At 59.4% G+C, this 23,331-nt stretch carries 22 protein-coding genes and 1 riboswitch; of the genes, 15 read left to right on the plus strand and 7 right to left on the minus strand.

The window, feature by feature from the left end; translation table 11 throughout:
* Nucleotides 1-2: 2 nt before the first annotated feature.
* A complete protein-coding gene (locus KYE_RS04970; protein WP_008171023.1) occupies nucleotides 3-728 on the minus strand; it encodes an urea amidolyase associated protein UAAP1 in 726 nt (241 codons plus the stop codon).
* 57 nt (nucleotides 729-785) lie between these two features.
* Nucleotides 786-892: riboswitch (guanidine-I (ykkC/yxkD leader) on the minus strand.
* Nucleotides 893-1,268: 376 nt separating this feature from the next.
* On the opposite strand from KYE_RS04970, the gene KYE_RS04975 reads away from it, so the two are divergent.
* Nucleotides 1,269-2,789: an aldehyde dehydrogenase family protein gene (locus KYE_RS04975; RefSeq protein WP_008171025.1), complete on the plus strand. Its 1,521-nt coding sequence runs from the start codon at nucleotides 1,269-1,271 to the stop codon at nucleotides 2,787-2,789.
* Nucleotides 2,790-2,974: 185 nt separating this feature from the next.
* Here KYE_RS04975 and KYE_RS04980 read toward each other — a convergent pair whose 3' ends face one another.
* Genes KYE_RS04980 through KYE_RS04990 form a run of 3 tightly spaced genes read right to left on the minus strand, consistent with a single transcriptional unit; the run spans nucleotide 2,975 to nucleotide 5,267 of the window.
* Complete coding sequence (locus tag KYE_RS04980; RefSeq protein ID WP_008171027.1) at nucleotides 2,975-3,553, minus strand: peroxidase-related enzyme; 579 nt, start codon at nucleotides 3,551-3,553, stop codon at nucleotides 2,975-2,977.
* 44 nt (nucleotides 3,554-3,597) lie between these two features.
* Nucleotides 3,598-4,581, minus strand: coding sequence for an MDR family oxidoreductase (locus KYE_RS04985; protein ID WP_008171033.1), 984 nt, complete (start codon nucleotides 4,579-4,581; stop codon nucleotides 3,598-3,600).
* Between the two features lie 44 nt (nucleotides 4,582-4,625).
* Nucleotides 4,626-5,267: a TetR/AcrR family transcriptional regulator gene (locus KYE_RS04990; RefSeq protein ID WP_008171034.1), complete on the minus strand. Its 642-nt coding sequence runs from the start codon at nucleotides 5,265-5,267 to the stop codon at nucleotides 4,626-4,628.
* Nucleotides 5,268-5,544: 277 nt separating this feature from the next.
* On the opposite strand from KYE_RS04990, the gene pqqA reads away from it, so the two are divergent.
* From pqqA to KYE_RS05045, 12 genes are all read left to right on the plus strand, one after another.
* Nucleotides 5,545-5,616, plus strand: coding sequence for a pyrroloquinoline quinone precursor peptide PqqA (gene pqqA, locus KYE_RS21025; protein ID WP_007153157.1), 72 nt, complete (start codon nucleotides 5,545-5,547; stop codon nucleotides 5,614-5,616).
* Nucleotides 5,617-5,669: 53 nt separating this feature from the next.
* Entirely contained in the window at nucleotides 5,670-6,599 is a 930-nt protein-coding gene (gene pqqB / locus KYE_RS04995; protein ID WP_008171036.1) for a pyrroloquinoline quinone biosynthesis protein PqqB, read from the plus strand.
* Nucleotides 6,596-7,351 carry a pyrroloquinoline-quinone synthase PqqC gene (pqqC, locus tag KYE_RS05000; protein WP_008171038.1) on the plus strand — a complete coding sequence of 252 codons (756 nt, stop codon included), beginning with the start codon at nucleotides 6,596-6,598 and terminating at the stop codon, nucleotides 7,349-7,351. The genes pqqB and pqqC overlap by 4 nt, the downstream gene beginning before the upstream one ends.
* Nucleotides 7,351-7,626 (plus strand): pyrroloquinoline quinone biosynthesis peptide chaperone PqqD, encoded by a 276-nt coding sequence (gene pqqD, locus KYE_RS05005; protein WP_008171040.1) that lies wholly within the window; start codon nucleotides 7,351-7,353, stop codon nucleotides 7,624-7,626. Before pqqC ends, pqqD begins: the two co-directional genes overlap by 1 nt.
* Entirely contained in the window at nucleotides 7,623-8,759 is a 1,137-nt protein-coding gene (gene pqqE / locus KYE_RS05010) for a pyrroloquinoline quinone biosynthesis protein PqqE (RefSeq protein WP_008171042.1), read from the plus strand. Before pqqD ends, pqqE begins: the two co-directional genes overlap by 4 nt.
* A complete protein-coding gene (locus tag KYE_RS05015; protein ID WP_008171043.1) occupies nucleotides 8,725-10,647 on the plus strand; it encodes a prolyl oligopeptidase family serine peptidase in 1,923 nt (640 codons plus the stop codon). The genes pqqE and KYE_RS05015 overlap by 35 nt, the downstream gene beginning before the upstream one ends.
* Before the next feature lie 44 nt (nucleotides 10,648-10,691).
* Nucleotides 10,692-11,855, plus strand: a complete 1,164-nt coding sequence (gene ercA / locus KYE_RS05020) for an alcohol dehydrogenase-like regulatory protein ErcA (protein ID WP_008171044.1) — start codon at nucleotides 10,692-10,694, stop codon at nucleotides 11,853-11,855.
* Nucleotides 11,839-13,605 (plus strand): NahK/ErcS family hybrid sensor histidine kinase/response regulator, encoded by a 1,767-nt coding sequence (locus tag KYE_RS05025; protein WP_008171045.1) that lies wholly within the window; start codon nucleotides 11,839-11,841, stop codon nucleotides 13,603-13,605. Before ercA ends, KYE_RS05025 begins: the two co-directional genes overlap by 17 nt.
* 116 nt (nucleotides 13,606-13,721) lie before the next feature.
* Entirely contained in the window at nucleotides 13,722-15,512 is a 1,791-nt protein-coding gene (locus KYE_RS05030; RefSeq protein ID WP_008171046.1) for a CotH kinase family protein, read from the plus strand.
* The gene (locus KYE_RS05035) at nucleotides 15,509-16,267 is read left to right on the plus strand and encodes a polyphosphate polymerase domain-containing protein (RefSeq protein ID WP_008171048.1); all 759 of its coding nucleotides are present in this window, start codon (nucleotides 15,509-15,511) and stop codon (nucleotides 16,265-16,267) included. The genes KYE_RS05030 and KYE_RS05035 overlap by 4 nt, the downstream gene beginning before the upstream one ends.
* Nucleotides 16,251-16,835 carry a DUF4956 domain-containing protein gene (locus KYE_RS05040; protein ID WP_008171050.1) on the plus strand — a complete coding sequence of 195 codons (585 nt, stop codon included), beginning with the start codon at nucleotides 16,251-16,253 and terminating at the stop codon, nucleotides 16,833-16,835. Before KYE_RS05035 ends, KYE_RS05040 begins: the two co-directional genes overlap by 17 nt.
* Nucleotides 16,825-17,949, plus strand: a complete 1,125-nt coding sequence (locus KYE_RS05045; RefSeq protein ID WP_008171052.1) for an OprO/OprP family phosphate-selective porin — start codon at nucleotides 16,825-16,827, stop codon at nucleotides 17,947-17,949. Before KYE_RS05040 ends, KYE_RS05045 begins: the two co-directional genes overlap by 11 nt.
* Here KYE_RS05045 and KYE_RS05050 read toward each other — a convergent pair.
* Genes KYE_RS05050 through KYE_RS20855 form a run of 3 tightly spaced genes read right to left on the minus strand, consistent with a single transcriptional unit; the run spans nucleotide 17,921 to nucleotide 21,407 of the window.
* Nucleotides 17,921-19,291 carry a sensor histidine kinase gene (locus KYE_RS05050; RefSeq protein ID WP_008171053.1) on the minus strand — a complete coding sequence of 457 codons (1,371 nt, stop codon included), beginning with the start codon at nucleotides 19,289-19,291 and terminating at the stop codon, nucleotides 17,921-17,923. The two genes, KYE_RS05045 and KYE_RS05050, sit on opposite strands and share 29 nt — an antisense overlap.
* Nucleotides 19,288-19,929 carry a helix-turn-helix transcriptional regulator gene (locus KYE_RS05055; RefSeq protein ID WP_039881850.1) on the minus strand — a complete coding sequence of 214 codons (642 nt, stop codon included), beginning with the start codon at nucleotides 19,927-19,929 and terminating at the stop codon, nucleotides 19,288-19,290. Before KYE_RS05055 ends, KYE_RS05050 begins: the two co-directional genes overlap by 4 nt.
* A complete protein-coding gene (locus KYE_RS20855) occupies nucleotides 19,929-21,407 on the minus strand; it encodes a response regulator (protein WP_008171058.1) in 1,479 nt (492 codons plus the stop codon). Before KYE_RS20855 ends, KYE_RS05055 begins: the two co-directional genes overlap by 1 nt.
* A 192-nt stretch (nucleotides 21,408-21,599) precedes the next feature.
* Here KYE_RS20855 and KYE_RS05065 point away from each other — a divergent pair, with 192 nt between their 5' ends.
* Complete coding sequence (locus KYE_RS05065; protein WP_008171059.1) at nucleotides 21,600-21,884, plus strand: hypothetical protein; 285 nt, start codon at nucleotides 21,600-21,602, stop codon at nucleotides 21,882-21,884.
* A gap of 67 nt (nucleotides 21,885-21,951) precedes the next feature.
* Nucleotides 21,952-23,328, plus strand: a complete 1,377-nt coding sequence (locus tag KYE_RS05070) for a class II fumarate hydratase (RefSeq protein WP_008171062.1) — start codon at nucleotides 21,952-21,954, stop codon at nucleotides 23,326-23,328.
* Nucleotides 23,329-23,331: the final 3 nt, after the last annotated feature.

The following is a 23,331-nucleotide window of genomic DNA, read 5'->3' on the forward strand; positions in this document are numbered from 1 at the left end:
CATTACTGCATCAGGTGATAAAGAGCGGTGTTGGCAAATGCCCGTGTCGCCTCGGGCGACGAGGTTTTGCACGGATCGGCATCGGTCACCGGGGCCGCCTTGAACAACTGGTACCGCAGCGGATGGCTGGGGTATTCGCTGGCCGGATTCATCGGATGCGGGCAGGTGTGCAGCACCACGATGGTGTCCATCTCGAATCGAAGGTCCACTGTGGCGCCGGCGTGGGAGTGGCCCTCGGAGAAGGCCATGTTGCCGTCGTCATCTGTTTTTACTTTGCTGAACCAGTTCAGGTTGGCGGTCAGGTCTTTCTTGCCAAGGCCGTACTTGGCCAGTTCGTTCAGAAAGCTGTTGAAACCGTTTCGGTGGTAGTGGTTATGGGCTTCCTGATAGGTCTTTTTGCCCCAGCGCTTTTCCACCAGATCGGCATTGCAGGTGCCGGCGACGGTGTCGTGCCAGCCCAGGTCATCGCGGATGATGGAGGCAAATACCCGGCCCATGTCCGAGAGCAACACGTGGCCCTTGGTGAGCAGGAAGGTGTGCTGGTTTTTCAGGGTGTCCGGCATGTTGTACCGCTCGAGCGGGTTCTCGGGGTTGTACATCAACATGCCGACGTTGGCACCGCCGGTTTCGTCAATCAGGCGCAGCACGTGGCCGCGGCGCATGATAAAGGACCAGTGGGATCCGCCGGGAATCAGATCGTCGTAGAGGGGGGTTGCGGTTTGCAACATGGCCTTTTCCTCCTGGTTAGGGCATTTAAAAAGCGAGAGGCGTCAGTAACTGAGCGATCCTCCCGGGCTTTTGTCCCGCCGTGTAACCTTGGAAAAGGTCGTCAACTCTCGGACCAGCCGTCTGCACGGATTGATGGCAGACCGGAACCCTAGTTGACCATTGGTCAGATTGTGGCGCGTTGATTGTGGTTTCAGTAACCGACTTCTCGCTGCGTAATGGATACTCTGCAGAGTCCATGCCAATCGCTAAATTACTGTTTTTTATTGTGGTGGGATTTGAGGTGTCTGACAGGTCTGCTTCTTGCCTGGGCGAGCGCACTGTTTTTGTGCATCGAGCAGTGCCTTTCCTGTGCATTTATTTTCGGAGAGTGATTTCGGAGCCGCGCCAATGGTGGCATGGCCTTCGAGCCATCTACTACCAAGGGAGGAGTTTTTCGCCTCCATCGCACCATTCAACTTTCCGGGTTTGGCGTCTACATTGAATGGGTAAACGCGAAAGGCCGCGTTGCCCTGCGACAAACACAACAAGAGGTCGAGATCATGATCTACGCACAACCAGGAAAGGATGGCTCCGTCGTTTCTTTCAAATCCCGTTACGAGAACTACATCGGTGGGGAGTGGGTTGCCCCGGTAAAAGGCCAGTATTTCGAGAACATCACACCGGTCACTGGCAATGTGATCTGTGAAATTCCGCGCTCCAGTGCCGAAGATATTGATCTGGCCCTGGACGCAGCGCACAAGGCGGCACCTGCGTGGGGCAGGACCTCTCCCACCGAGCGTTCCAACATCCTGCTGAAAATTGCGGACCGCATCGAGGCCAACCTCGAGAAGCTCGCAGTCGCTGAAACCTGGGACAACGGCAAGGCCGTGCGCGAAACCCTGAACGCCGACATTCCCCTCGCGGCTGATCACTTCCGCTACTTCGCGGGTTGTCTTCGTGCCCAGGAAGGCCACATGGGCGAGATCGACCACAATACCGTGGCGTACCATTTCCATGAGCCGCTGGGTGTCGTTGGCCAGATCATTCCATGGAACTTCCCGATTCTGATGGCGGCCTGGAAACTGGGCCCCTGTCTGGCTGCGGGTAACTGCACCGTGCTGAAGCCTGCCGAGCAGACGCCTGCCAGCATCCTGGTACTGATGGAAATCATTGGTGACCTGCTGCCGCCGGGCGTGCTGAACATTGTTAACGGCTACGGCATCGAGGCCGGCCAGGCCCTGGCCACCAGCAAGCGTATTGCCAAGATTGCCTTCACCGGCTCCACCCCGGTTGGCTCCCACATCCTCAAGTGCGCGGCTGAAAACATCATCCCGTCCACAGTGGAGCTGGGTGGCAAATCCCCGAACATCTACTTCTCCGACGTGATGAAGGCCGAGCCGGAATTCATCGACAAGTGCGTGGAAGGTCTGGTTCTGGCGTTCTTCAACCAGGGCGAAGTCTGCACCTGTCCGTCACGGGCGCTGGTCCAGGAAGACATGTTCGAAGAGTTCATGCAGAAGGTGGTTCAGCGCACCAAGTCGATCAAGCGTGGCAACCCGCTGGACACCGATGTTCAGGTAGGTGCCCAGGCGTCGAAAGAACAGTTCGACAAGATCATGTCCTACCTGGCCATTGGTAAGGAAGAGGGCGCTGTGGTGCTGACTGGCGGCGACCGCGAGCATCTGGATGAAGAGTTCAACAATGGCTTCTACATCCAGCCCACCCTGTTCAAGGGTGACAACAAGATGCGCGTGTTCCAGGAAGAAATCTTCGGACCGGTCGTGGGCGTTACCACCTTCAAGACCGAGGAAGAAGCCCTGGCCATCGCCAACGACACCGAGTTTGGTCTGGGTGCCGGTGTATGGACCCGCGACACCAATCTCGCCTACCGGATGGGCCGCAACATCCAGGCCGGTCGGGTGTGGATGAACTGTTACCACGCCTACCCGGCTCACGCAGCCTTCGGTGGTTACAAGAAGTCTGGCGTTGGCCGTGAAACCCACAAGATGGCGCTCGAGCACTATCAGCAGACCAAGTGCATGCTGACCAGCTACGACACCAACCCGCTGGGTTTCTTCTGAATCAATGAGCGGTAAGCGGGCCTCCCACACGGGCCCGCCTGTGAGTCAGCACAGCGGATGTGCACCTTCATTCCCCGGTGTCTGGCCGGGGCGACTCTCTGACGAGAGTTCGGGTTTTTCTGTCACTCTCTTTTGGCCCTTCCCAGGGCCTTTTTTATTGGGGCGGATTTTGGTGTCAATGCGCTTTATCGCCCCAGTGAGTAGAACTCTGCGTTAGGCCGCATGTTTGTCACGTTTGCCATCCGATTGGAAAGCCCGAAGAACGCGGCGATGCCGGAGATGTCCCAGATATCCTCGTCGTTGAAACCATGACGTTTGAGTTCCTCAAAGTCCGCGTCACTCACTTCTTGGGCTTGTTGCGAAACCTTTATGGCGAAATCAAGCATGGCTTTCTGGCGTTCAGTGATGTCGGCCTTTCGGTAGTTCACGGCGACCTGGTCTGCGATCTCCGGGTTCTTTTCACGGATGCGCAGAATAGCGCCATGGGCCACCACGCAGTACTGGCACTGGTTCAGGTTGCTGGTAGCGACCACGATCATCTCGCGTTCGCCCTTGGTGAGGTTGCTGTCTTTTTCCATCAGGGCATCGTGGTAATCAAAGAAGGCACGAAACTCGGCGGGGCGATGTGCCAGTACCAGAAAGACATTGGGGATAAACCCCGACTTTCCCTGAACGGCAAGAATCTTCTCCCGGATGTCCGCCGGGAGTGATTCAAGCGACGGAACCGGGAATCGGCTCATTGGTTGTTCGTTGGACGAGCTCATAACAATTCCTTTAATGGCGGTTTTATGGTTCAAGAAGTTTCGGTTCAGCCTGCGACCGGTACGACGATACGCCCACGAACCTTGCCGTCCAGCAGTTGGCTCGCACCTTCGATGGCGTCTTCAAAGGGTATTTCCGTGATCATGCGCTCGAGCAGATCGATGTCGAGATCCTCCGACAGGCGCTTCCAGGCTTCGAGTCGCTCAGCTTTGGGCGCCATCACGCTGTCCACGCCACACAAGGTCACACCCCGAAGAATGAACGGGGCAACGGTGGACGGGAAGTCCATGCCGGCCGCCAGACCACAGGCTGCGACGACGCCACGGTATTTCATGCCGGCACAGACATTGGCCAGCACCTGTCCACCGGCCACATCAATGGCGCCGGCCCAGGTCTCGCGCACCAGGGGTTTGCCTGGTTCACTCAGCTCAGCGCGATCGAGGGTGTTTCCGGCCCCCAACGACTTCAGATAGTCTGCTTCCTCGGATCGGCCGGTCACCGCGGTCACGGAATAACCCCGCTTGGCCAACAGCGCCACCGCAATGCTTCCAACGCCGCCGGTTGCCCCGGTCACCAGGATGTCGCCGGAATCAGGTGTTACGCCATTCTTTTCCAGTGCCATGACACAAAGCATGGCGGTATAGCCGGCGGTGCCAATGGCCATGGCCTGTCGAGGAGAAAACGCCTTGGGCAGAGGAATCAGCCAGTCACCGGAAACACGGGCTTTCTCGGCCAGGCCGCCCCAGTGTTTCTCGCCAACGCCCCACCCGTTCAAGACAACCGGGTCGCCTGCCTTGAAGTCTGCATGCGTGGAGCTTGATACGGTGCCGGCAAAGTCGATGCCTGGAATCATCGGGTACTGTTTCACGATCGGTGACTTTCCGGTGATGGCCAGAGCATCCTTGTAGTTCAAGGTTGAGAAGGCTATATCCACGGTAACGTCGCCTTCCGGCAGTTCCGATTCTTCTATGGATGTCAGTGACACTTTTTGGTCGCCGCGTGATCCTTCAATGAGTATGCCTTTAAACATGTTGCCTCCGTGTTTGGGTAATGAGGATGGTTTTTCGTCCCGGGTCATGAGCCGCGAAGTAGCGACAAAAATCCCTGGGCGAACCGATCCAGTGGTTCTGGGGATTGATCCAGCTTTGCGCGCAACACCGCGCCCTCCCAACCAATCCAGAAGAAGTGCGCCATCTGATCGCACTTTAGATCCTTGGAAATCTCACCGGCCTGCTGGGCCTCTCTCAATACCCCAGCGGTGCGGCACTCCCAGTCCGTGAAAACGTCCTGTAACAGAACACGGAAACCCTCGGGCAGGGCGGTCATTTCCTGTCCCAGATTGCCGATCAGGCAGCCGCGGCGATACTCGAACCTGGCCATGCCCGTTTTGGCATCCTCAACAAACGCTTCGAGCCGCTGCAGGGGAGTGAGGGCGCGATCTTCAAACCAGCGATCAAATTTGCGCGCAAAATAGCGGCCGTAGGCTTCGATCAGGATCCGGCCGAAGGCTTCTTTATTGTCGAAGTAGTGGTAGAAGGAGCCTTTCGGTACGCCGGCTTTGCGAAGTATTTCGTCGATGCCGGTGGAGGAGTAACCCTTCTCCGTCAGCACTGACAGGCCCACGGTGATGAGCGTTTCCCGGGTATCCCTGAAATCGGCATTTTCAGTCTTCGGGGGGCGGCCCCGTTTTCGCTTGATGTCTGCTGTCTGGTTCATCGTCTTGACTCAATTTAGACCGATCGTCTATTTAATTATCAGAATAAACTAGACTGGTCGTCTAATAAAATCAAGTGAAGTTGCTATGGGGTGCAGCCAGGGCGGAATGGGATTCGCTCTCCCAAGTGGGAGCGATGCTACTTTGTGGTGGCCAAAAACAGTTCCAAAGTACCATATTGGCCCCTTGCCCCGGCCGATAGGATGGGAACTGGGTTATCGGCAATGTCGTTGATTCACCCTCAATGCGCTAACAATCATGACAATAGAGGTGAGCATTATGTGGACCAAACCAGCCTACGAAGATCTCCGCATCGGTTTCGAAGTCACCATGTACTTCGCCAATCGCTGAGTGCTGAAGCGGCCAGCCTCGAGCTGGCCGTTTTGCTTGTGGAGTGACCCACCATGTTGATTCACGTTCTGGGCTCCGCTGCAGGCGGTGGCTTTCCCCAGTGGAACTGTAACTGCGCCAACTGCGACGGCTTCCGGAAGGGTACCCTGAACGCCCGGGCCCGTACCCAGTCTTCCATTGCCATCAGTGAAGACGGCGAGCACTGGATCCTGTTTAACGCGTCCCCCGACATTCGCGCCCAGCTGGCTTCCTTCGAAGCGATGCAGCCGGCACGTGCTTTAAGGGATACCGGCATTGATGCCATTGTGCTGATGGACAGCCAGGTGGACCACACCACCGGCCTGCTGTCCCTGCGCGAGGGTCTTCCGATGGATGTCTGGTGTACCGAACAGGTGCATGAAGACCTCAGCGGTGGTTTTCCGCTGTTCACCATGCTCAAGCACTGGAACGGTGGCCTGAACTGGCAGCGCATCGAGGCATCCGAGCAGACGCCTTTTACCATTCCCTGCGCACCGTCCATCGAGCTGACCGCCATTCCGCTGCTGAGCAACGCACCCCCGTATTCACCGCGCCGGGACAACCCGCATCCGGGCGATAACATTGGCCTGTTCCTGAAAGACACCCGCACCGGTCAGACAGTCCTTTATGCCCCGGGCCTCGGCGAGCCGGACGACCGTATTCTCGGCTGGATGCGCCAGGCCGACGTGCTGATGGTGGACGGGACCGTCTGGCACGACGACGAGATGATCCGCCAGGAAGTAGGCACCAAGACCGGCCAGGCCATGGGTCATCTGGCCCAGAGCGGCCCGGGTGGCATGATCGAGGTGCTCGACACCATGCCGGCCCAGCGCAAGATCCTGATACACATCAACAACACCAACCCGATCCTGAACGAGGACTCCCCGGAGCGGGCGGAGCTGACCCGCCACGGCATCGAGGTGTCCTGGGATGGAATGCACATCGACCTTTCGGGGCAGCCATGAACGCCAAAGCCAACACCGCCATGAACCGGACGGATTTCGAGCAGGCCCTGCGCGCCAAGGGCCAGTACTACCACATCCACCACCCGTACCATAAAGCCATGTACGGCGGGCAGTGCACGCCCGAACAGATCCGCGGCTGGGTGGCCAACCGGTACTACTACCAGATCAAGATTCCCCAGAAAGACTCCGCCATCATGGCCAACTGCCCGGACGCTGGTGTGCGCCGGCTCTGGCTGCAGCGGATTCTGGATCACGATGGCCACGACGGCGATGTCGGCGGCATCGAAGCCTGGTTGTCCCTGGCCGAGGCGGTGGGCCTTAGCCGGGAAGAGGTGATTGACCAGCGCCACGTTTTGCCGGGTGTCCGCTTTGCCGTGGACGCCTACCTGAACTTCGCCCGCCGGGCGACCTGGCAGGAGGCGGCCTGTTCGTCACTGACCGAGCTGTTTGCCCCGGAAATCCACCAGTCCCGACTGGACAGCTGGCCCGCCCACTATCCGTGGATTGAAGAGAGCGGCTACAGCTACTTCCGCAAGCGTCTGTCCGAAGCCAGAAGAGACGTGGAACATGGCCTGACCATTACCCTCGACCACTTCACCACAGAGGCACAGCAGGCCCGGGCCCTGGAGATTCTTCAGTTCAAGCTGGACATCCTCTGGACCATGTTGGATGCCATGACCATGGCCTACGGCCATCGCACCCCGCCGTACCATACCGTGACCGACGAACAGGTCTGGCACCGGGGGCTGTAATGGAGGTGGGTATGAATGAGGTGCCGCGTTTTCGTCGAGGGTTCCGGTTCCAGTGGGAGCCGGCCCAGGAGAGTTATGTGCTGCTTTATCCGGAAGGAATGGTGAAGCTCAATGGCAGTGCCGGTGCCATTCTCAATCAAGTGGACGGCCAGCGTACCGTGGCCGACATCGTCGCCAGTCTGGAGCAGCAGTTCCCCGACGCCGGCCCGCTTGGCAAGGACGTCAGCGAATTTTTGCAGGACGCCCGGCACCAACACTGGATTGAACTGTCATGAGCACGACCAACCCCCACAACGCCGGGCCGCCCCTGTGGCTGCTGGCAGAGCTGACCTATCGCTGCCCGCTGCAATGCCCCTATTGCTCCAATCCGCTGGACTTTGCGCAAACCCAACAGGAGCTGACCACCGAGGAGTGGGTGAGTGTGCTTCGACAGGGCCGCACGATGGGGGCGGCGCAACTGGGTTTTTCCGGCGGCGAGCCCCTGGTCCGCCAGGACCTCGCGGAGCTGATCGCCGAGGCGCGGCACCTGGGGTATTACACCAACCTGATTACTTCAGGGCTGGGCCTGACGGAGGCCAAGGTGGATGCCTTTGCCGAGGCGGGGCTGGATCATATCCAGGTGAGCTTTCAGGCGTCCGATCCGGAACTGAACAACGCCGTGGCCGGCTCCCGAAAGGCCTTTGACCAGAAGCTGGCCTTGGCCCGGGCGGTGAAGGAAGCCGGCTATCCCATGGTGCTCAACTTCGTGATCCACCGCCACAACATCCACCAGATGAACGACATCATGGATTTGTGCGAGCGCCTGGGGGCGGACTACGTCGAGCTGGCCACCTGCCAGTATTACGGCTGGGCCTTCGAAAACCGGGAAGGGTTGATGCCTTCCAAAGCGCAGCTGGTGAAGGCAGAGCAGGAAGTGAACCGGTACCGGGAACGGCTGCAGCAATCCGGTTCGGCCATGAAGCTGATCTTTGTGACACCGGACTATTACGAAGAGCGCCCGAAAGCCTGTATGAACGGCTGGGGTAATCTGTTCCTGACCGTGGCCCCGGATGGCACCGCACTGCCGTGCCACAGCGCCCGTTTGCTGCCCATCGACTTTCCCAATGTCCGAGACATGGATCTGCAAAACATCTGGTACGACAGCCCGGGGTTCAACCACTACCGCGGCGACACCTGGATGCCCGAGCCTTGCCGTTCCTGCGATGAGAAGGAGAAGGACTTCGGTGGCTGTCGCTGTCAGGCCTATCTTTTGACGGGCAAAGCGGATAACGCAGATCCAGTATGCAGCAAATCGTCGTATCATGATCGAATACTGGCAGCGAGGAAAGCTGCCGATCATGCCACGGCCGGCCTGACTGAACTGGTATATCGAAATGCGGATAATTCACGGCTTTTCTTCCGGGGTTAACAACTCCGCCATCAAGCCTGCACTGGTCGGCCATCACCACGACAAAACGGTACTGAGTGCCTACGAGGCCTGCTCGGCGCATGTCCAGCGTGGGGAACTTGCGGTGGCCCCGGCGGGTGTGTTCTGGCTGGAGACGGATCCGGCACGCGGCTGCAATACGCTCTGGCACCTTTCCGATCAGGGGCCTGTTCGCCTTGGACCTGATGATCTTGGCATCCGCAGCCGGGTAAATGGCTATGGTGGTGGCGCCCTGGCGGCTGCCGACAGCGGTGTGTTCGTGGTTGGCGAGGATCAACAGATACGGTTTGTCAGTCTGCCCGACGGCCAGTGCCACAACCTGACCGATGACCCCGGAGCGGCCTATGGTGGGTTGGTCGCTGACCAGTCCCGTCGACGGGTGCTCGCGGTACGGGAAGCAGAGGGCAAGCAGCAGCTGGTTGCCGTCTCCATGCTGGGCGAGCGTTCGGTGCTTCATTCCGGCCTGGATTTTTACAGCGCGCCGGCGGTCTCGGCCGATGGCAGTCAGGTTGCCTGGACCAGCTGGCAGTTGCCGGATATGCCCTGGCTGCGTTCACGGCTGTGGACCGCAAATTGCTCTGAAGATGGATTGCTGGATCAAGGCCGGGAATGGCCCACACCTTCTGAGGCGTCGGTACAGCAGCCGGTGTTCGATGGCAACCAACTCTGGGTTTTGTCAGACCACGGGGGTTGGTGGCAACCCTGGCATATTGATACTTCGGGCGAGGGCGCTTGGCACGCCACCGAATCGCCAGCCCGGGATCATGGCAACGCGCCCTGGCAGTTGGGTGAATCCCACCACTGCCCGACAGGCAGTGGCAGTTGGGCCCGGGTTCGTTACTGCAATGGGACCGGCGAGCTCTGGCTAAGCTCCGGCGAAACGGGTGAAGCAATCCGGGTTGCCCGGGGCTTTGGCGACTTCCGATGTCTGCAGTCGGCTGGCGAGCATCTTTACTGCATCGGGCGAGCCGCCACCCGCCTGGACGCGGTCCTCCAGATTGATCTCGAGACCGGCCAGGCCCGCACCATTGCCGGGGGCGAGGAGGCCATGCCAGAGCCGCGGGCGGCACTGCCGCTGGATATCGAGATTCCGGCTCTGAACCCGGGTGAAGCTTCTATCCACGGATTTTTCTACACTCCGAAGCTGGCCACGCCAGATGTCCCTCCACTGATTCTGATTGCTCACGGAGGACCCACTTCGGCGGCCTATCCGGTGTTCAATCCCCAGGTTCAGTACTGGTGTCAGCGGGGCTTTGCCGTCGCTGAAATCAACTATCGAGGCAGCACCGGCTTTGGTCGTGAGTTCCGCCTGGCCCTGGAAGGTCGGTGGGGTGACGTGGATGTCGCGGATATGGAACGGGCGGCAGACCACCTTGCCTCCTTCGGCCTGGCTGATGGGAGACGGGTGTTTATCCAGGGTCGCAGCTCCGGGGGTTACACGGCCCTGATGGCGATGATCCGGAGCAGGCGTTTCACCGCTGGCGCGAGCATGTTCGGCGTAACGGATCCCATGCGTTTACGGGCCATGACCCATCGGTTTGAATCCGGTTATCTGGATTGGCTACTGGGGTCGCCAGAAAAATACCCGGAGCGGTGGCAGGAGAGAACGCCCCTGTTGCACGCCGAACGCATTACCGCGCCCATGATCTTTTTCCAGGGCGGACAGGACCGGGTTGTGGTGCCTGAGCAGACCCGGGCAATGACCGAGGCCATGAAAGCCGCGGGCAGGGCGCCGGAGCTGCACTGGTTTGAAGACGAGGGGCATGGTTTCCGGCGACAGGCCAACCAGGCAGGTATGCTCGAATGGATGTTCAGCTTCTACCGAAAGCATAGCCAAAAGGCCAATGATCAGGCGGAGAACTTGAGTTAAACTCTCGGCTATTCCTATAACAACAAACGGTCGAGTGCAGTCTGATGAGTCACGATATATCCAGCTTGCGAAAGTTTGTCTCACCGGAAATCGTATTTGGTGCCGGCTCCCGGAAGTCCGTGGCCAACTTCGCCAGTAATTTCGGTGCCCGGCATGTCTTTCTGGTGTCCGATCCGGGTGTGGCTGCCGCCGGTTGGGTCGATGAGATCGTGACGCTGCTGACCGATGCAGGTATCCGCTCCACCGTTTATACCGGTGTTTCACCAAACCCCAAGGTGGATGAGGTGATGACCGGGGCCGAGCTCTACAAATCCAGTGAATGTGATGTCATTGTCGCCATCGGTGGCGGCAGCCCCATGGACTGCGCCAAGGGCATCGGTATCGTGGCCACTCACGGTCGCAGCATCCTGGAGTTCGAGGGCGTCGATACCATCACCAACCCGTCACCGCCTCTGATACTGATTCCCACCACGGCAGGTACCTCGGCGGATGTGTCCCAGTTTGCGATCATTTCCGACCCCAACCGCCGGTTCAAATTCTCGATCATCAGCAAGGCCGTAGTGCCGGATGTTTCCCTGATCGATCCGGAAGTTACCGAGACCATGGATGCCTACCTCACCGCCTGCACCGGGGTGGATGCCCTGGTGCATGCCATTGAGGCTTACGTGTCGACTGGCAGCGGCCCGCTGACCGATACCCATGCCCTGGAGGCAATCCGGTTAATCAACCGGAATCTCGAGCCGCTGGTGGACAACACGGCAGATCCCTATCTCCGGGAGCAGATCATGCTGGCCTCCATGCAGGCGGGGCTGGCCTTCTCCAATGCCATTCTCGGGGCAGTACACGCCATGTCCCATAGCCTGGGTGGTTTCCTGGATTTGCCCCATGGTCTGTGTAATGCGCTGCTGCTGGAGCACGTGGTGGCTTACAACTTCCAGTCTGCCGAAGATCGTTTCCGCCGCGTTGCCGAAGCCATGGATATCGATACCCGTGGAATGGCCAAGCCGGAAATCAAAAAACGGTTAATGAACCGCATTGTAGAGCTCAAGCGTCGGGTTGGGCTGGAGGCGCGTCTCGCCCAGCTGGGTGTTTCGGTGTCCGACATTCCCCACCTGTCCGGCTTTGCGTTGCAGGACCCGTGCATTCTCACCAACCCCCGGAAGTCGTCGCTGCGGGATGTCCAGGTTGTCTATGAAGAAGCCCTCTGACAGCAAGGATGGCGAACAGGACAGTAGCTACGGAATTGGCGATCTTCTCGGGCTGGGCAGCCAGTCCGTCCGCAAGAACTATTACCCGGCTCTGCAGGAACGCATTGACGAGCTGGAGCAGGAACGCAACCGCTACAAATGGCTTTTCGAGAACGCGCTGCACGGTATCTTCCAGGCCAACCTGCGGGGCGGCTTTCTGGCCTGCAACCCGGCGATGGCGAGAATCTGCGGTTATGACAGCCCCGAGGCGCTCACGGAAAAGGTCATCCGGCTCCGTGAACAGTTGTTCTGCAGTTCCAGTGAATTCGATGCCATACGTCAGGAGCTTCTCGACGAGGGCAGTCTGAGTGCCCGGGAAACCCGTTTCCAGCGTGCTGATCGCACGCCGGTCCACGTTGCTGTCACCCTGCTGCGACGCCCGGACCTCGGACCGGAAGTGGTGGAAGCCTTCGTTGCCGACATTACCGAGCGAGTGTTGGCCCGGCAGAAACTGGAGCAGTTGAACGCCACCCTCGAGCGGCGCGTGGAAGAGCGGACCGAAGCACTGCAGAATGCCAATGTGGGCCTGCGCTACCAGATTGAGGAGCGCGAGAAGGTTGAGCGCGAGCTCTTTGTTGCCATGGAAGCCGCCAAAGAGGCCAACCGCAGCAAGGATAAATATCTCGCGGCGGCCAGCCATGACCTGCTCCAGCCCCTGAATGCAGCCCGGCTGATGATATCCGCGCTCCAGGACAGCACGCTGCCGGAACAGGAAACCCGCATGGTGCACCAGGTACATCGGGCTCTGGAGGGCGCCGAAGACCTGCTGGCGGACCTGCTGGATATCTCCAAGCTCGACCAGCAGGCAATGAAGCCTGATCTGGTTTATACCGATGTGGCCGCCCTGGCCAGATCCCTCGGGGAGGAGTTCGAGGCCGTTGCCAGCAATGCCGGCCTCGGGTTCCGGGTACGCACCATTCCGGCGATGGTGCGAACAGATCAGCGCATGCTGACCCGTATCCTCCGAAATCTTCTCAGCAATGCCTTCCGGTACACCCGCAAGGGCGGTGTTGTCATGGCGTTGAGATCCCGCGGCGACCGTCTGCGGATTGAAGTCTGGGATACCGGTGTTGGCATCGAGGAAGACAAGCTGCGGGACATTTTCACCGAGTTTCACCAGCTGTTGCCCCAGGGCACCGGCGGCCGGCAGGGTGTGGGCCTGGGGCTGGCCATCGTGGAACGGATGGTTCGGGTGCTGGGGTACGACATTGATGTGTCATCACGGCCCGGTCGTGGCTCCCGCTTCGTGCTGACCCTGCCGCTTGAACCCGCTCAGGCCAGACCGGATATGGCCCGTACAGATTCGCTCCAGAATTTCGCCGATGGCTTTGATGGTGTGCCGGTGCTGGTGATCGACAACGAGCCGGCGGTGTTGGAGAGCATGCAGTTGCTGCTGGAGCGTTGGGGCTGTGATGTGCTCACAGCCGCAAGCAAGGCAGAGGCCGTGGAGGCTCTCGAGCAAACCGGCCAGATACCGGCCCTTATCCTTGCGGACTATCACCTGAACAATGAGCGAACCGGTTACGATGCAGTTCACGGGGTTCGCCGCCACCTTGGTCGGGATATTCCCGCCGCCATCATTACCGCAGATCGCAGCGATGACACCCGCAAGATACTGCGCGCCCAGTACCTGCCAATACTGAACAAGCCGGTGAAACCCAACCGGCTCAGGGCCCTGATGACCAGCCTGCTGACCTCTGCCTCGGCGTGACCCCTTCTCGCCCGTCCTGTAAGACCTTCTTACATACACTCTGAAGCCCTTCGCGAAATACTCCCTCAACCGGTCTCCGATACCGGCAGGTTTCAAAACATCTGAGGGAGTAACAGATGAAAACAACAACGATTGGCCGGAAAGCCGGCAGTGGATTTGGGCATTGGTGGCTGGCAATGATCGGCGCCGGGCTATTGGCCGGTTGCGGCGGTGGGGGCGGCGAGACGGAGGTGTCCAGCCCCTCGGATTTCGACCCCCCGGCGGAGCCCGTGAACATAGGGGGCGATGCCGAGCTTTATGATCCCGAGCGGCTGATTGATGTGTCGGTCTCCATGAGCTCCGCCGATTTCAGCAAACTGAAATCGGAAGCCCGAACCCTGGCCAGCACCGACCGGGAATGTGTGCCCGAGTTCGAATACACGGAATTCACGGCCAGCGTCACCATCGACGGTGACCGTATGGACCGGGTGATCGTGCGCAAGAAGGGCTACATGGGCTCCCTGAGCCCCAGTATCCCCTCTCTCAAGCTGGACTTTAACGATCTCTGGCCTGGCCGCACCTATCAGAACATGACCCGGATGACCCTGAACAATAACCGCCAGGACCCCTCCAATGCCCGCCAGTGCATGGCCTATGACCAGTTTCGGCAGGCCGGGCTCGCGGCGCCGAAATGCAATTACGCCAGAGTGTCTGTTAATGGCGAGGATCTGGGTGTGTTTACCAATGTCGAGCCTATCAAGAAGCCCTTTCTGGCACGGGTATTCGGGGACGACGACGGTAACCAGTACGAAGCCCAAACGGCGGACTTCGGTACCTGGCTGAGCGAACGTTTCGAGAAAAAGACCAACGAAAAAGAAAACGACCGGACTGACCTGCAGGCCGTTACCGATGCTCTGGACTTGCCCGATGAGCAGATGGTGAATGTATTGCCGCAGCTGGTGGATGTGGATGAATTTATCCGGTTCTGGGCGCTGGAAACCCTGTTGGGCGCCTGGGATTCCGCCACTGGCAACGCCAACAATTTCCACATCTATCGGGATCCCGGAGACGGCCTGTTCCATTTTATTCCCTGGGGCGCTGATACGGCCTTTCGTGGGGCGCATCCCCTGAAGCCGCTCACGGGGGTGCTATACCGCAACTTCTCGCTGGCGGACCGGCTTTTCAGCATTCCCGAGTACCGGGCGCGCTATGAGGCCGAGCTTGAAGACCTGCTGGCCACCCAGTGGGATGAGGCCGATTTGCTGGCGGAAGTGGAGCGGATACGTGAACTCACCGGCACCAGCGCGGAGGCGACTGCCAGCCTGAATGCCTTCATTGGTGGCCGCGGCGTGGCCGGTGATGACGATTTCCGGCCTGCCCGCCGAGCTGTTATTGAACAGGCCATCGCCGAGGAGACGCCCTCCGGGGAAGTGTACCGGCTTGCGGACACGCAACCGGATTGCAGCGTGCCGGCGACAACCAGCCTGACCGGCACCATCAAGTCCGAGGACGGTGCCGACACAGGTGCCTTCCGCTTCACGCTGCCCGGAGGTCGGGCGGTGAACGCGAGCCTGACTTTTGCCGCCTTCGAGGTGGACAGCCTGGTTTACTCGGTTGATCGCGAATCAAAGCCGGCGGTGATCAGCCTCCTGCTGATTGGCGCGGATATCAACGACAACTTCACGCCCTATGTGCTGCAACTGTTTATCGAGGCATCCGATTACGTGCCGGGCACACACGAGTTCCATGGCTTTGCCACCAACGCTCTGTTGTTTGAGGTGGATGAAAGCCAGCCCGGGGATGTGCGCACCCTGGCCCTTGGCGCAGAGGGCAGTATTACTGTCATCGGGGTGGGATCCGGGGCCAGTGAGGGCGACGTGGAACTGAGCCTGAACGCCACCCTGGAATACGATTCGGCGATTCGATGAACATGGCTGTCGCCAGCCCGCTGGAAGGATTCCGCGGGCATTGTCTGGCCGAACAGATGCAGGCCCGTTTGATGAATCGGGTCGACACCAAGTTTTTGGTGCCTGCATACCTGCTGGATGCCTGTCTGCGTGGATTGGAGCACCATTACTCCATCCTGGAGATCGACGGGCGCCGGCGGTTTACCTACGACACCCTGTATTTCGATACACCGGAACGCCAGCTTTACCTGGATCACCACAACGGCAAGTTGAACCGGTTCAAGCTCCGTATCCGGCACTACCGTGAAACCGGGGACAGCTTCCTGGAGGTCAAGAAAAAGAACAACAGGGAGAGAACCATCAAGAACCGTTTGCCGCTGACATCGCAAACCGTTGCGAGCAGCCGGGTGGTCCCTTTCCTTGAAGAGCAATTGGGCCGACCGGTGGCAGGGATGCTGCCGGCTCTTTTTGTCGGCTACCGCCGGATGACCTTCATGAGCGCACGGGGGACCGAGCGTATTACGGTGGATACAGGGCTGGGTTTTCACTCGGCCGACCGTCGCAGCGGTCTGTGCCTGCCTGATGTTGCCGTTTTCGAGGTCAAGTACGATCGCAAGGTCCCATATTCCCCTTTCCTGGAACGTCTTGGTCAGCTCGGCTGCCGCCCCGTGCAGTTCAGCAAATACTGCATCGGCACAAGCCTGTTGTTCGGCCACGAATGCAAAACCAATCGCTTCAAACCGCTGTTAAGGAGACTTCATGGAATCTGCAGTTGATGTCCATTTTGCGATCCGGCTTTTGATCAATACCGCCTCCGTGTTTGTGCTGATTCGCTGCTACTACGCGTTTTCCCGTCACCGGGAGAATGCCGCCTCGTTCATTCTGTTTGGTGTCGGCGTTTTCCTGGTGACCGCATTGCTTCATTCGGTCACCGTCACCATGGGCTTTGCCTTCGGTCTGTTCGCCGTTTTCTCGATGCTCCGGTACCGAACCGAGGCCCTGGGCATAAAGGAAATGACCTACCTGTTTCTGGTGATCGCCATGGCCCTGCTGGCAGCAGTTGGCAACATGCACCACCTGGAGCTGGTGTTTCTGAACCTGCTGGTCATTGTTCTGGCGCTGGTGCTCGAAACCCGTGTGCTTTTGCCGCGACACAGTGAGAGAGAGGTGGAGTACGAAAAGATAGAGAACGTTCACCGGGACCGCCGGGAGTTGCTCATTGCGGACCTGCGAGAGCGCACCGGTCTGGATGTGTTTCGGGTGGATGTGGTGTCTGTCAGCTATCTGAGGGACACCGCCATGTTGCGTATGCACTTTCGTCAGGAGGCCGATCATGCTCGCTGAGCTGAAATGGGCGTGGATGGTGATCGGTCTGACACTGGCGTTCATGTTACAGCCTCTGCTCGCTGTGGCTTCCCCTGTCGAGGCAGAAGTGGGCGGTTACGTCGCCGCCGGTGTTGACCATTACGGGTCATTTTATGATGAAGACGGTGAGCGCAGCACAGCCCGGGGCGTCCTGAGAAATGCGAAAATTGAACTGGAACTGGCCTTGGGCAAGCGCTGGGAGGCAGAGCTGGATGGCAGCTACAAGATTGAAGGCGACAAGAAAGAGCTGGATCTGGGCGATGCCTATCTCCTGTATGACGGGGAGAGCCGTTTCGAGGCTCAAATTGGGCGCTTCAAGGAGCCTTTTGGCCTGGAACGCCTCGCCAGCTACACCAGCCTGAACACCAGCGAACGTTCGCTGGTGACCTCGGCGTTCGCACCGGGGCGTTCCATCGGTGTTATGGCGGGGCAGTACCGCAAACGCGGCACCTGGTCCCTGGGTCTGTTCACCGATGAGCCCGATGGTGGCTCCACTCACGCTATAACCGCGAGACTGACCCGTGCCCCCATTCGTTCAGAAAACCAGACCCTACATCTGGGCGCCGCGGCCTCTTATCGTGATCTTGGCGACAGCCGCTTTCAGATCAAGGATGAGGGAGAGGTGTTCAGTGCCGATAATGTCATCCGCAGCCCACGATTCGAGGCTGGTGATGCTTGGCTGGCAGGTCTCGAGGCCGCCTGGCTTTATCATCGTCTGACCCTCGTGGCGGAGGCCATGGCTCAGAGCGTGCGTCGAACCGACGGGTCACGCTGGCAGTTCGGTGGCGCCTACCTCCAGGCCGGTGTGTTCCTGACCGATGATCGGCGCTATTACAGCCGGGGTGAGTTTGACTGGATAGAGCCCCGGCACCGGGCGGGCGCCCTGGAACTGGTCGCACGGCACAGTGCTGTGGACCTGAGAGACCGGAACCTGGGCGCCGAGGCGAGTGTGACGCTGCTGGGTCTTGCCTGGTATCTGGGCGAGCTGTTCCAGCTGCGCCTGAATTACCTGATGCCGGATATTCGCGGCAATACCCTGATGGCCGTGCCGGACGGAGACGCTGTTACCCTGCGTGCTGTGCTGCGGTTCTAGGCAGCGTGAGGGTCACCTGCGTCCACTGGCCGGGTTCGCTGGTAATCGACATGTTGCCCTTGTGATGGCGCATGATGGTCTGACAGATACTGAGGCCCAGCCCCAGGTTGTCCGGTGTATCACTGGTGGAATAGAACGGATCAGTGAGCCGCTTCATATCGTCTGGCGCGATGCCCTGGCCGTTGTCCCGAATTACGATTCGATGGGCACTGTCAGCGCTTTCGGCCGTTATCTCGATTTTGCCGGGCTGCCGGTTTTTGCTCACGGCAGAGACGCCATTGAGCAGCAGGTTAACGAACACCTGGGTCAGGGCAGATGGATAGCAGGGAACGGTCGTTCCCTCCGGGATGTCAGTCTGAAGCTCGACACCTCGTAGCTGATGCTGGCAGAAGCGGGTGGCGGTGGTCACCAGTTTGCCGAGGTCTGCCGTTTCCAGGCTGTGTTCAGGGACGGGGCGGGAAAACTCGATCAGGTCAGACACAATATCGGCAATGCGTTTCTGGTGGGTGCTAGCGTCGGTCAGGGCGTCTGCGACCTCGACATCCCGGTTTACCGAGTTGGCAAAATCCACGGCCTGGCTGGCGCAGTTCAACGGGTTCATGATCTCGTGGAGCAGCCCCTTAGCCATATGGCTAAGGGCCTGATGTTTCTGTTCCTGGGCCAGTCTTTCTTCCGTTGATTTCAGGGTTTCCAAAGTGCGGGAAAGTTGTCGATTCCGGTCTCGGAGCAGGAATTGGAGCGCCAGCAGGTTGCGCAGGAACTGCGACAGGAACCAGGCCGATAGCGGTGCGACCACCAGGCACATCAGAATCAGCCAGTTGGTCAGAATGCCGATCAGGGTGTCGCTTACCTGAGTGCTGTCGACCGCCACGAACGTGGCGAGTACCAGCAGTGTCAGGTTGATCAGGATAATCACGCTGGTGTGGAACAGGGACAGGGTAATGATGCCCACGGAGCTGATGAAAAAGAACAAGCCCACGATGGGAGCGAGCGACGCGCCCGTTGTCATGTATCCCAGGTAGCTGAACGCCGCCATGTTGAAAAACACCAGGTAGACAATCATCGGCGCTGACCGGCGCAGGCGCGTGAACCGGTGAGCGGCGATCAGACCGGTCAGAATCGCGGTGTAGATGAGGTAGATACCGAATACGTCCGGTGCATCCGGGTTCAGGGCCAGGCCCCCGAGAAACAGCAGGGTACCGATAAAGGCAATCACCAGGTAAACGTCGGCGAACAGGGGCAGCACCCGGTACCGATACTGGGTGTGGTAGAAGCGTTCGAAGCGTCGCTGTCGGTAGGCGGGCAGCTGGCGGATCTGATCCATCCCGGAAAGCAGTTTCACTCGGCGGCTCCGTGTTGGTGTCGTTGCATAAAGAGAATGAGCTCGGGCAGGCGCTCGAAGCCCAATTTCACGAAAATCCGGTCCTTGTAGGAATGCACCGTCTTGCAGGAAACGCCAAGCCTGCCTGCAATATCGCGTACCGGCAGCCGGCTGGCCATCAGCTGTGCCACTTCCCGCTCCCGTCCGGACAAGGCCTGATAGGCGAGCATGGCGGCCGGTGCTGGTTCCTGCTGCCAGTTACCGACATAAACCTGCCCGTTTCGAATGTAGAAGAGCGTCTTGATCAACTCCTGCACTGGCTGGTCCTTGGACACCACGGCCTTGATGCCTGCTTCCAGATAGATCGCCATCCGCCCGCTGCTGACCGGCGTGTCCGATATCAGCAGCACGGACAATGACGGATTCACCGCCAATGCATGCTCGGCGATGGTGAGCCCGTCGTTGTCCTGCAGGTTTTCCTCAATCAGCAGTACCGAAGGGGTGGCCCTCTTTAGCCGATTGAGCGTTGCCACTCCGGTCTCCGATTCGCCAACCAGCTCGACCTCATCGTGCAAGAGGATCTGGAATAGCAGGCTGTCACGGAGCAGTCGCTGCCCCATGGTGACGTACAACCTGAGCCTGCGCTGACCTGACGCCATCAGTCTGCCCTGGCCGGCAGATGGAGACTCAATCGAAGACACTGGTCGCCTCCGGTCACGTCGATATCGCCAGCAAGCAGTCGGGTGCTTACGAAGAGCATCAGAAGAGCGCTCTGCTGCTCCAGCAGGGGGCGGGAGAGGCGGGTGATTGGCGCCAGCAGATGGCTGTACATGTGAAGTGGGCTGGCGCTGGCGACCATGAGGCCGCTTTCGGTCCGGGTCAATTCCAGAGCAGAGCGCTCCAGCCCGGAGGCCTTCATCAGGGTTGCCAGTGCCTGGCAAAGGGCCATCAACGGTGTTTGTGTTTCGCTCGTGCCTGCCGGGTTCTCCAAGGCGTTCGCGAGAGCCTGGTCAAAGGCTTGCCGGTTCTGGATGCCGTGCACGTGGCCTGGCTGAAGGGTGCTGAGCTGCCTGCCCGCCATTCCGGCAAAGTCTCTTACAAGATCATGCTCAAGCGCGGTTTCCCGGCTTGCGCGCAGATGGGGTGGCTGGGCAGGAAGTGTGCGAACGGTTGCCAGGGCATCCAGAAAGTCGGCGGTGATCGGTTCGCCGGTAAAACCGTCCACTCGCTCGTTTAGATGTTCAAGCAGTCTGGCTCGTCGTTGCTGGCGAAGCTCCGCGAACTGTTGTTCTGCAATTGAGCGTGAACGGTCTCTTGCAGAGACCAGGGTGCGATGTTGGACAAGAGCCTTGCGGAAGAGCGACAGCAATTCGGCTGCGTTCCATGGCTTCTTCTGATAGCGGAAGATCCGGCCCTCGTTAACTGCATCCATGGCCACATCAACCTCGCCCCAGGCTGACGTGAGAATTCGGACAATTGTCGGGTGCGACTGGCGTAGTTCGTCCAGCAGCTCTTTGCCATGCATCCCGGGCATTCTCTGGTCTGTCATCACCACCGCGACATCGCTGTCTTTCTGCAACACGAGCTGAGCCTCTTCTGCACTGATGGCGCTCAGCACGCGGAATTCGTCCTGCATGCGCTCCAACTGCCTCGACAGATAACGGGTGGCAGTCGGTTCGTCATCCACGATCAGAATCGCCGGTTTGGGGCCCTCGTGGGCCTCGCTGGTATCCGGAGAGAAGGTTTGTCCTTCGCGGGTAAGCGCGGCTGTGAGCACGTGCGACCGGATAACATCGGGATTGACCGGCTGTTCGAAGCAGCGATCGACCAGCTGATGGTCGAGCAGTTTCACGAGGAGGTTCAGCGCAATGGCATCTCCTATGAGGATCTTCAGAATCCGGGGGTGGTGGTCCCTGGCCCGTGCCAGTAGCGACGACTCAAGATAGTCATCAGCGCGGTTCGGAAGCAGAACGATGGCGGTGGGTATGGTGGCAGCCGAGGGCAGGTAGTCGAGTGCCCCCTGGTCAGTGGCGAACGCGTGAATAACGAAATCGCTGGCAAACAAGGTTTCGAAGTGCTGTCGGTCCTGGTCGTCGTCATACCGGAGAAGGATCTCCGCCGCTCCGCTGGTCGCCATGATTACTCTGTATCCTGTTAATGGGGTAGGGAAGAGATTAGCAACAACAGTGGCTTAGCGGTGTAGGAACTTCCTACAGCAGTGCCTTTGCCGGCAATGAAAACCTGGTTCTGTGACAGCCTTGGCACTATGGACTGTCCTGGCGTCAGGAGCGACTACACTTACCAGAGGCTCATCGAAAGGGAGATAACCATGACAGTTCCTGAGAATGGTCTGACGAATCACGAAGTCACCATCTGCCTGGCTGGCGGTGCCGTGCTGGGTCCGTTCAATGCGACCTGGAGCAAGGATTCCGGTGGGGATGTGCGTGAGCTGGTCCGCGAGTACGATGCGTTTCTGCAGGGTGAAAAGCAGCACCGTTACAAGTTTCACCTGCACGACACCTACACCAACACCGTTCATACCCTGATCCTCAATTTTGAACAGGTTACGGGCATCTGCGACCATGTCCGGCTCAGATCCCAGGGCGGCGGCTGAGCCATGGCCGGGCCCCTGGCGTACACGCCAAGAAGCCCACAGTGCAAATGCACGGACAGGAGGGAATATGAGCGAATTCAGAACGGAAACCGACAGCCTCGGGGACGTCCAGGTACCTGCTGATGCGCTCTGGGGCGCTCAAACCCAGCGGGCGGTGGAAAACTTCCCGGTCAGTGGCCAGCCAATGCCTCAGCCGTTTATTGCCGCCGTTGCCCAGATCAAGCGCGCAGCCGCCGAGGCCAATACCAGCCTGGGCCTGCTCGACAACGATCTGCGGGATGCGATCTCCCAGGCTTGCGAAGATCTGGTCAAGGGCGAATACGCAGATCAGTTTCCGGTAGACCGCTACCAGACCGGCTCGGGCACCAGCACCAATATGAATGTCAACGAGGTGATCGCCAGTATCGCCCGCAACGCAGGCTTCGAGGTGCACCCGAACGATCACGTGAACATGAGCCAGAGCTCCAACGACGTGATTCCAACGGCGATCCACGTGAGTGCCGTGATTGCAGCCAAGGAGAAGCTACTGCCGGCGCTGTCGCATCTTTGCGGTGTGATCTACGAGCAGGAAGCGGCATTTTCCAGCCAGGTAAAAACCGGCCGCACCCACCTGATGGATGCCATGCCGGTGACCCTCGGCCAGGAGTTGAAAACCTGGCGCGAACAGCTTCTGGCCGTGGAAAAGCGGGTAGAAGCCGCAGCTGATGAGCTGTTGGCCGTTCCCCAGGGCGGCACCGCGGTGGGTACCGGAATCAATGCGCTCCCGGAATTTCCGGGCCAGTTCGTCAAGTTCCTGCGGGCCAACACCGGCTATCCCTTTACGTCGCTCGATCACAAATTCACCGGCCAGAGCGCGGTGGATGCCCCGGTGGCCCTCTCCGCACAATTGCGCGGTGCAGCCATCGTGCTGACCAAGATCGCCAACGATCTACGCTGGATGAACAGCGGCCCTATTCACGGCCTGGCTGAAATCAGTCTTCCGGCATTGCAACCGGGCAGCAGTATCATGCCGGGCAAGGTCAATCCGGTCATCCCGGAGTCCGTGGCCATGGTTGGCGCCCAGGTGATGGGGCTGGACAGCGCCGTGGCCATTGCCGGTCAGTCCGGTAATTTCCAGCTCAACGTCATGCTCCCTCTGGTGGGCGGCAACCTGCTGGACATGACCGATTTGCTCGCCAATGCGGCCATCATGCTGGCGGACAAGGCGATCAAGGATTTCACGGTCAATGCCGACAACCTGAACGCAGGTGTGGGCAAGAATCCCGTACTGGTGACAGCGCTTAATCCCGAGATCGGCTACAGCCTGGCGGCAGACATCGCCAAGGAAGCGTATAAAACGGGCCGGCCAGTCATCGATGTGGCGGAGGAACGCAGCGGCCTGAGCCGGGAGCGGCTCGAGGAGTTGATGGATCCGCTCAAGCTGACCCGGCGCGGTATCGCCTGATCG

The sequence above is a fragment of the Marinobacter manganoxydans MnI7-9 genome, assembly GCF_000235625.1.
GTDB classification, from domain to species: Bacteria; Pseudomonadota; Gammaproteobacteria; order Pseudomonadales; family Oleiphilaceae; genus Marinobacter; species Marinobacter manganoxydans.